At 39.2% G+C, this 9,029-nt stretch carries 8 protein-coding genes and 1 pseudogene; 4 read left to right on the top strand and 5 right to left on the bottom strand.

Annotation, left to right across the window (positions count from 1 at the left end):
• From QZT73_RS13620 to QZT73_RS13600, 5 genes and pseudogenes are all read right to left on the bottom strand, one after another.
• Positions 1-451, bottom strand: a pseudogene (locus QZT73_RS13620) (histidine kinase); the annotation flags it as partial.
• Positions 452-550: 99 nt separating this feature from the next.
• Positions 551-3,382, bottom strand: a complete 2,832-nt coding sequence (uvrA, locus tag QZT73_RS13615; RefSeq protein ID WP_291788672.1) for an excinuclease ABC subunit UvrA — start codon at positions 3,380-3,382, stop codon at positions 551-553.
• Between the two features lie 116 nt (positions 3,383-3,498).
• Positions 3,499-5,289, bottom strand: a complete 1,791-nt coding sequence (locus QZT73_RS13610) for a DUF748 domain-containing protein (protein WP_291784771.1) — start codon at positions 5,287-5,289, stop codon at positions 3,499-3,501.
• Positions 5,290-5,354: 65 nt separating this feature from the next.
• Positions 5,355-6,296 carry a lytic transglycosylase domain-containing protein gene (locus tag QZT73_RS13605; RefSeq protein ID WP_291784773.1) on the bottom strand — a complete coding sequence of 314 codons (942 nt, stop codon included), beginning with the start codon at positions 6,294-6,296 and terminating at the stop codon, positions 5,355-5,357.
• Between the two features lie 2 nt (positions 6,297-6,298).
• Positions 6,299-7,033 carry a TIGR00730 family Rossman fold protein gene (locus tag QZT73_RS13600; RefSeq protein ID WP_291784775.1) on the bottom strand — a complete coding sequence of 245 codons (735 nt, stop codon included), beginning with the start codon at positions 7,031-7,033 and terminating at the stop codon, positions 6,299-6,301.
• Positions 7,034-7,224: 191 nt separating this feature from the next.
• Between QZT73_RS13600 and QZT73_RS13595 the strand changes: the two genes are divergently transcribed.
• From QZT73_RS13595 to QZT73_RS13580, 4 genes are all read left to right on the top strand, one after another.
• Positions 7,225-7,836 carry a YkgJ family cysteine cluster protein gene (locus tag QZT73_RS13595; RefSeq protein WP_291784777.1) on the top strand — a complete coding sequence of 204 codons (612 nt, stop codon included), beginning with the start codon at positions 7,225-7,227 and terminating at the stop codon, positions 7,834-7,836.
• A gap of 54 nt (positions 7,837-7,890) precedes the next feature.
• On the top strand, positions 7,891-8,238 hold the full coding sequence (locus QZT73_RS13590) for a phage holin family protein (protein WP_291784778.1): 348 nt from the start codon (positions 7,891-7,893) through the stop codon (positions 8,236-8,238).
• Between the two features lie 4 nt (positions 8,239-8,242).
• Positions 8,243-8,626, top strand: coding sequence for a hypothetical protein (locus tag QZT73_RS13585; protein ID WP_291784780.1), 384 nt, complete (start codon positions 8,243-8,245; stop codon positions 8,624-8,626).
• Positions 8,607-9,029: geranylgeranylglyceryl/heptaprenylglyceryl phosphate synthase (locus QZT73_RS13580; RefSeq protein WP_291788668.1), on the top strand; the 423-nt coding region annotated here is incomplete at its 3' end. The genes QZT73_RS13585 and QZT73_RS13580, both read left to right, overlap by 20 nt.

Raw genomic sequence — 9,029 nt, 5'->3', positions numbered from 1 at the left:
TTTCATTGATCTTTGCTTGGTACTTCAAACTTTGGTTATAATTCTCCAAAAAGTGAAAAAGGAAGTACAGCATCGCCCAAAGCGCATAAAAAAGAAAACTCACAAAGATATTGACAAAGATGACCACAGGTCGCAGGTCTACCTCAGGATCCAGAGTATCAAATACCAAATTAATTAAAATTTGAGCAATGGTATTTAAAACACTCAGCGCAGCCAATGCAAGCAGGGTGTTCATCAAAAGCCTGCTAAAATTCAAATTCAACCACCCATACTTTTTAACAACTTTCCTGAAGGTATGCGTTGATAGGAGGTAAAAACCCGCTAATGAGGTAAAGGCGCCGATTTGAACTGGAGATACCCCTCTATCAAGCGATACAAAAAACAGATTGATCAAGGCAAAACCTGCCCAACCCAATACCTGTAAACTCCAATATAACCGAATCCTGTTCATGCTTGGTATCAAATATACTCAAGCCATATCAACTGCTCCTAAGAATTTTACAGCAGGGCTATATATCTGCAATGATAGGTAGATCCAGACTATAGAAACCTAAGCCAATTCCATCTTCAAAAATTTGGAAGTATGGCTCAAGGGATGGCCTGCTACCTCTTCCGGAGTTCCCTCAACAATTATCTGACCTCCTCTGTCACCACCCTCGGGCCCCATATCTATGATATGGTCTGCCGTTTTGATGATATCCATATTGTGTTCAATGATCAAAACGGTATTCCCTTTTTCAACCAGTTTATTCAATACATCCAACAAATGTTCTATGTCTTGAAAATGTAGCCCCGTAGTGGGTTCATCCAATATATAGAAAGTTTTCCCTGTATCCTTCTTCGATAATTCTGTTGCCAATTTCACCCTTTGTGCCTCTCCTCCAGAAAGGGTAGTTGCATGTTGTCCCAAAGTAATATAGCCAAGGCCTACATCATTTAAAGTCCGTATTTTCCTCAGGATTTTAGGTTGGTTTTCAAAAAATTCCACTGCCTGTTCCACTGTCATATCCAAGACATCAGAAATAGATTTACCTTTGAACCGCACCTCCAATGTCTCTCTATTGTAGCGTTTGCCTTTGCAGGTCTCACAAGGAATATGCACATCAGGAAGAAAATCCATTTCGATCAATTTCATCCCAGCACCTTCACAATCCTCGCATCTTCCACCTTTCACGTTAAAACTAAACCGTCCCGCTTTATAGCCTCGAATTTTGGATTCAGGAAGCTCCGTAAATAGGGCCCTGATATCTGTGAAAACTCCGGTATAAGTAGCTGGGTTAGACCTTGGTGTTCTCCCTATTGGAGACTGATCCACTTCAATCACCTTATCCAAATGTTCCAAACCCTTGATTTCTGTATACCCCAAAGGTTCTTTCTTTGAGCGATAAAAATGCCGGTTCAGCAAGGGAAATAGCGTTTCGTGAATCAGGGAACTTTTTCCAGACCCTGAGACCCCGGTAACACAGATCATCTTACCCAAAGGAAGCTTAAGGTTTACATTTTTCAAATTATGGCCAATCGCTCCTTTCAACTCCAAAAATTTACCAGTTCCTTTCCTTCTTTTTTCCGGAATATGGATCTTCAATCTCCCTGAAAGGTATTGTGCTGTAGTGCTTCCTTTCAGCAGGATCTCTTGAGGTGTACCAGCAGCCACGATCTGACCCCCATGTCTCCCGGCTCCGGGACCAATGTCCACCACGTAATCTGCTTCCATCATCATGTCCTTATCATGCTCGACAACAAGCACAGAATTGCCGAGATCCCTAAGGTCCTGTAAAGCTTTGATCAGTTTGACGTTGTCTCTTTGGTGTAATCCTATGCTAGGCTCATCGAGTATATATAAAACTCCAACCAACTGCGTGCCTATTTGAGTGGCAAGGCGTATCCTTTGTGCTTCTCCACCAGATAAGGTTTTCAAAGGCCTGTTTAAAGAAAGATAATCTAAACCAATATCCAATAAAAATCCTATCCGCTTTTTGATTTCTTTTAATACTTCTCTACCAATTACTTGCTGCCTTTCAGTCAACCTTTCCTCAAGACCTTCAAACCAGTCTCCGAGACCGTTGATATTCATCATGGCAAGTTCCCCAATATGTCTACCGTCGATTTTAAAATGCAATGCTTCTTTTTTGAGGCGGTAACCTTCACAATCTGGACAGACTTTTGTCGTAGTAAATTCGCTGACCCAATCCTGTATTTTATCCGAGCTGCCCTCCTGCTGCTTTTGTAGAAAATTGACTATTCCTTCGAAGGTTGTATGCCACTGCGTTCCTGGATATTTGACAGAGTCTACGGCAACCTCTATTTTATCTCCATAGAGCAATACCTGGATGACTTCCTCGGGCAACTTTTCTATAGGTGTACTGATACTGCATCTATAGTGCTTAAGGATGGCTTCTATTTTTTTGAAAATCCAAATGTCCCTGTATTCTCCCAATGGTGCTATACCGCCCCTTGTGATACTCAAACTGGGATCTGGGATAATATTTTCCCTTGTAATCTCCTCAATAAGACCCAATCCATTACATGTAGGACATGCACCATAAGGACTATTAAAAGAAAAATTATTGGGAGCGGGCTCATCGTAAGACAGGCCAGTACTCGGATCCATTAAATATTTTGAAAAATGATGGATATTTCCCTCCTCATCCCGGAGCATAATTACCCCTTTGCCATGATGTAGTGCAGTTTTCAGGGATTGGGTAATCCGAAACCTGTCTTCCTCGTCTGCAATGATCCGGTCAACTACAATTTCAATGTCATGGATTTTGTAACGATCAACCTGCATCTTGGGTACTACTTCCATCACCACTCCATCCACCCTGACTTTAGAAAATCCCATTTTTCGTATTTGCTCAAAAAGCTCCCGGTAATGTCCTTTTCGACCTTTTACAATAGGGGCTAAGATGTACAATTTTTCTCCTCTGAACTTATCGAACAATTGTTCGATAATCTGATCCTCTGTTTGCCGAATCATTTTATGACCAGTGATGTAGGAATATGCCTCCCCGGCCCTGGCAAAAAGCAAACGCATAAAATCATATATCTCAGTAACTGTGCCTACTGTAGACCGGGGATTCTTTGAGGTAGTTTTCTGCTCAATAGAGATTACAGGTGAAAGCCCGTTTATTTTGTCAACATCCGGCCTTTCCATACCACCTAAAAAAGAACGTGCATAGGCAGAAAAGCTCTCCATATACCTCCGCTGTCCTTCTGCATAGATGGTATCAAATGCCAGAGAGCTTTTCCCACTTCCGCTGAGGCCTGTAATGACAACAAGCTTATTTCTAGGGATATTGATATCTATATTTTTGAGATTGTGCTCACGGGCACCATATATCTCAATCAACTCTTCTTTTTTCTCAACTATGAGTTCGGACATGGAGGATTTCAGCATTTCATTCAAGCTTGCAAAAGTACAAATTATTGATGGGTAATCCCATTTAAGACCAAAGGTTAAAACCCCTGTCACTGAACAAAGTTTTGAATTATAAAAATTTAATTGGATTCCCGCTTTTCTCGCCTTGCCTGTCTCTTCTCTTTTCCTGTAAGTCCCTTTTTATCGGCTTCCTCTTTTTCGGATGAAGCCGAGATTGATTTCTTCGAACCGGTATTTCCTGATCTTTTATCGATTTCTTTTTGCCTCATTTCTTCCACAGACTCGCCGGACAAAGTCGATTTCAATCCTGAAAAAATCAGTTGCCACCAATAATTGAACATGGATTTATGTGGTTCTCTGATGAAATATACACTTCCTTTCTGCAAATCACCTCTTTTGTTTGGGTTATTGGATTTGATGATCACTTTATTGGCAATGAAAGCCCCGAGTTTGCGGATTAAATTCTGATCTTGTTCAAAATCCTTATTGAGAAGTTCTATTTCAAGATTTTGATACCTGATAATCAACTCACCTGAGCCCTCATAGTCATTGGCCAAAATATTGAAATCCAGCCTATCTACTGTCCCGGATTTTAGGCTTGCTTTCGCTTCGGGACCAATCATGGAATTTACTTTAGTGAGGTCCATTTTTCCCAAGGTCCCCTTCAAGGTAAATTTACCTTCGGGGTCTTCCAGGTCAAAATTAATCTTGGCATTTATTTCGCCTTCCCCCATCAGTTTGCCAGTGGCATCTATTGAAATTATCCGGTTTGATCCTCTGCGTTCCAGATAATTGGATACGTTAGTAATATGTGCGTTGAGTTCTGAGAAAAACAAAGTGCCAGATCTTGGGGACTCGTTTTCAGGCCTTTCTTCTATTCCAATATGGGCATTATCCAGAAATAGATGCTCAATATGTATCACTTGCTGAAGATCCTGAAATACCTGATGGATCAACTGAGGCCGTTTCATCTTATCTTCCGGAATCCTCTTGTCCACAAATGATTCCAATTGAAAATTATTGGCAAAAACAGTATCAACTTCAATTATCCCTTTTCTGAAGTAACTTCCAAAGTTTACCCCCCTCAACTCCATCTCTGCTTTATCCAGTTCCAGCCATCCCTGCCTTTCCTTAAATTGCGAAGTGTATTCATATTTATCCAATTTATTGAGCAGTCCCATGTATCCAAAGTTCATTTTCTTTTTATCCGTATCCAGAATGATATCCCTGACTGCTACATATTGTCTGAATTTGTCAAAATGAAATAGTGCCTCAGTTATTTCTCCATGTATTTTGCGAACATGAAAGAGACTTTTGGAGTCCGTAAGATCCTCTTTTGTCAGTTGAAAATCATAGGCCTGAACATTGAGGTCACGAAGAGAAATCCGGACTGAGTCATAAAGGTTATTTTTGACCTGAATCGAAAATTCATTGAGTTCGAAAGTTCTGACTTCAATCAACTCATAATCCTTTGATTCTTTTTGCTTTATTCTTCTAGGTTCTTTTCTCAATGAATCCAACGGGGGTGTTGAAGAAATGATTTTGACATTATTCAGCGTGGCCGAATCAACTGAGATGGAGTTATGGAAAAGAAATGGAAACCATTTGAACCCGGTTAAATTCACCTGATCTGCAGAAAGGTTCACCTTAACTCTTTTGTCATCAATCCCATCTGTGGGTATGACTTTGATATTGCTTATCTTGAGAAAAGTACCTGTGTAATTATAATTCAAATCTATGGACCCAAAACTCACTTCATGGTCACCGAAGTTGCTGGTCCGGGTGATCATATTGGAGACTATCCGGTTTGCATTTTGGTTCAGATAAGTATTTATAAGAAAGGGTAATCCTCTAAAAATCATTAGAGCAAGAATAAAAAGAAAAAGAATGACTACCAGAATCTTCTTCATAAAGAGAGGAAATTAAAGGAAAGTACTGAAAAAATAGACAAAAACAATGATAAAAAATAACCCTATCAATTAACTGGTAATTTAATAAAGTATTCCTTGCCTTTTTTCACATCCAATTTTGAAGACCTTAACCAAGGATTGTGATTCTTAAGATCTTTATAAGTGCTATTGTGGCGCAGGGCCCATTGTGCTAAGCTGGGTATAGATTGTGTAACCTTCAATTCTCTAAACAAGGGATCTTTGTAAAACTCTGATTTATTCATTTCAAAGCCATATTTCTCAGGATCTTCAAAAATCTCTTTGAATGCCAGCACACGAAAGATATACCTGCTGGTTTCATCATTTAAATAAAGCTCGTAATAATTTTGAAGCATTTGTTCATTCTTTCGTCTCTTCAATCCTGAAATACCCATGTTGTAACTGGCTGCTACAGAAGTCCAGTTACCAAAATTAGCAAATGAGGACTTCAGATAGCTGCAGGCCGCAATGGTAGCTTTTTCTACGTGATAGCGCTCATCAACATCTGAACTTACCTCAAGCCCATATTCCTTTGCTGTCGCGGGCATTATCTGCCAAAACCCTCTTGCACCTGCAGGAGATACTACATTCATAAAGCCTGATTCAGCGGCCACTAAATATTTGAAATCATCAGGTACATTTTGATCTCGAAGAATTTTTTCAATAGTCGTCAAAAATTTAGCAGAACGCTTCATCATAAGGATCATATTGGACTGCCAATAGGCATTCACATAAATTTCCCGCTCAAACCGTTCGAAGACATCCGCTTTATTTAAGGGTACGGGTTCACCTGCAAATGAAATTTTCTCAGGCAGATCAAATAACCTGACCTTGGCCTCTGGAATCATAAGCTGTATCCGTTCTCCTTCTGATGACTCCACGATAACTTGGTCAGATATAGTGATTTTTTGATTATTCCAAAGGAAAATCATCATAGAAAACAAAAGGATAATCAATCCATATTGAATAATCAGATGGTGCCTTCTCAATGTTAATAATTTGGAGTCAATAAATATTTACTATAGAATTCATCAATTACCCTGACAGCTTCGGTGGCATCATCCACTACATAAAAAAGATCAAGATCCTCGGTGTTGATATAAGCATGTTGTTGAAGCAGGGTATTTTTAATCCAATCTAAAAGGCCCGACCAAAATTCTTTGCCCACCAAAACGATAGGAAATCTCCCAATTTTGATGGTCTGGATGAGGGTCAATGCTTCAAAAAGCTCATCCAGAGTGCCAAATCCTCCTGGTAATACTACAAAACCTTGAGAATATTTTGTAAACATTACCTTTCTTACGAAGAAATAATCAAAGCTGATCAATTTATCAGGATCAATAAAAATATTTCCTTTGGCCTCAAATGGCAATTTAATGCATAACCCCACAGACTTTCCATTTTCAGAATTGGCCCCCTTATTGGCTGCTTCCATGATTCCGGGACCTCCTCCTGTTATCACACCATATCCATGTCTGACCAATTTTGCAGAAATTTCCTCTGCCACCAAATAATAAGGATGGTCTTCCGCAGTTCTCGCTGAACCAAAGACAGAAACACAGGGGCCAATTTTCCCTAGTTTTTCAAAACCTTCGACAAACTCAGAAATCACCTTAAAAATCACCCACGAATCGGTGCTTTTAATCTCGTTCCAATCTCTCTCTTTGAAAGCTTTCCTGATTTTTTCTTCTCTTTTTTGTTCAAAATTGTCAAATCTGCTGCTCATTTCTAGAATGGATTAATGAAAATTAAGCTGGCCTAAAAATTAATTTTAAGCAGGTAAAGATAAAATAATAACGAGGCAAAATGAACAGAGGTTAGGAATAATTCTAATTCAGAATTTTCTCACGTATTTGACAAGGCCTATTGTTTTGATAATGAACTCTTTTTACTTTCGCAGGCTTTTATATCGACAATATGAATCTACAGGAAAAATCCCAGGAAGTCAGAAGTATTTTTGACGAACTGGATATGGAAATCAGGGCTTTTATAGGTGCCAGTAATCTTTCCTGTATTCCAGGATGTGGATTTTGCTGTTCCAACCCCAAAGTGAGTGCATCGATATTGGAATTCTTACCGCTCGCATTCGATCTTTACGAAAAAGGAAAAGCAGATAAAGCCCTGGAAATATTAGAAATGCAAGGTGATAATCATTATTGTATCCTGTATAAATCCATGTCCAAAGACAATTCTTTGGGTTTTTGTTCTGATTACACTAATCGTGGCATGATATGCAGGCTTTTTGGGTCTTCTGCAAGAAAGAATAGGGAGGGGAAAAAGGAAATAATTACCTGTAAAAAGATCAAAGAACAGAAAAAAGAATTATTCGAAATAGCTGCCGAAGCAGTCAATGAAGATATGGACGTTCCTTCCAGCAGTGGAGCCTATTCAAAATTGTACAATATTGATTTTCAATTGACCGCAGATCAAATGCCGATTAATGAAGCAATTAAAAAAGCAATAGAAGCTGTAATGACTTTTAAATTCTACACTGAAAACCAAGAACCCGAGCTTCCGGAAAGTTTTTGATGCCAGGTTTTTACCGTATATTGGTCTTGTTATTCATCAAAACTTAGGATTTTTATGTTCAATGTTTCAGAAATTATCCAGACCGTCAAACAATTAATTGATGTGAGGGTGCAAATGGTCAAAGAAGAAATCAATGAGCAGGTAGCTGGCATTATGGCTAGGATTTTTTTGTTGATGCTCATGGCCACAGTCTCTGTAATGGTGATTTTGTTTGCCAGCCTTTCATTGGCTTTTTACCTTAGTGAATTGATGTATTCAACATATAAAGGTTTCCTGTATGTCGGACTGATCTACCTGATGGTATTTGTGCTGATGTACTTCCTTAAAGATGCCCAAGGGATAGTCAGCTCGTTCCAGAAGTTCTTGAAAATGTTTATTTTCGGAGGTAAAAAAGAAGATTAAAGCCATGGAAGATACATTAAAAAAGAAAGCAAAAGAGTTGGAACAAACCCTTGAAATGCAACTCTCCCTGGCAAAAAAAGAATCCGAAGATTGGGTGAAAATTGGAGGTGTAGTACTGGCAGGAGGCGCTTTGGCGATCTTGGCTGTAAGACTGCTAAGTGGCAAAAAAAATAAAAAAACAGAAAAGGTACTTGAGGTATTGGAAAGAGAAGGACTCTTGGATGACGAAATTTCCGAAAAACTCACCAGAAAGAGGGAACCTGGATTTTTGGGAAGGCTTTCCGCTATCGTTCTTCCTCTAGCAATTAAATATGGTCAGGAGCAATTGATGAAGAAATTGTATGAAGAGGACTCCAATGGAACTCAACATGAAGAGGAAGGTCGCTGAGCGCTTAAAGTCCCTTTCGAAGTCTGGAAGAAAAGGGCTGGCCTGGCTGATTGACCCAGATGATGTAGATGAAGGTTTGGGTAAAAAATTAAAAGAAATCGAACAATTACATCTTGATTTTATATTTGTTGGAGGAAGTCTCATCCACCAGAACAATGTGTATGAATTGATCACCACAATCAGATCAATTATCCCCAAAATCCCTATTGTAATTTTCCCGGGAAATACCCTTCAATTTTCAGCAAATGCAGATGCTTTACTTTTTCTATCGCTGATCTCAGGGAGAAATCCGGTTAACCTTATCGGTGAACATGTTAAAGCTGCTCCAATTATCAAAAAAAGCAAGTTAGAGCCTATTGCGACCGGGTACATGCTAGTTGAAAGCGGTGCGGTGAGTTCGGTT

This window comes from Cecembia sp., assembly GCF_007126775.1.
GTDB lineage: Bacteria > Bacteroidota > Bacteroidia > Cytophagales > Cyclobacteriaceae > Cecembia.
The sequence above is the reverse complement of the archived record's forward strand: the minus strand, read 5'-3'. Positions and strand labels throughout refer to the sequence as shown.

What these genes read in the sequence shown, in the direction of transcription:
- QZT73_RS13590 (WP_291784778.1), top strand. Translation starts at nt 7,891, where the DNA reads ATGTTCAATGTTTCAGAAATTATCCAGACCGTCAAACAATTAATTGAT.
- QZT73_RS13585 (WP_291784780.1), top strand. Translation starts at nt 8,243, where the DNA reads ATGGAAGATACATTAAAAAAGAAAGCAAAAGAGTTGGAACAAACCCTT.
- QZT73_RS13600 (WP_291784775.1), bottom strand. Translation starts at nt 7,033, where the DNA reads ATGAGCAGCAGATTTGACAATTTTGAACAAAAAAGAGAAGAAAAAATC.
- QZT73_RS13610 (WP_291784771.1), bottom strand. Translation starts at nt 5,289, where the DNA reads ATGAAGAAGATTCTGGTAGTCATTCTTTTTCTTTTTATTCTTGCTCTA.
- uvrA (WP_291788672.1), bottom strand. Translation starts at nt 3,382, where the DNA reads ATGTCCGAACTCATAGTTGAGAAAAAAGAAGAGTTGATTGAGATATAT.
- QZT73_RS13595 (WP_291784777.1), top strand. Translation starts at nt 7,225, where the DNA reads ATGAATCTACAGGAAAAATCCCAGGAAGTCAGAAGTATTTTTGACGAA.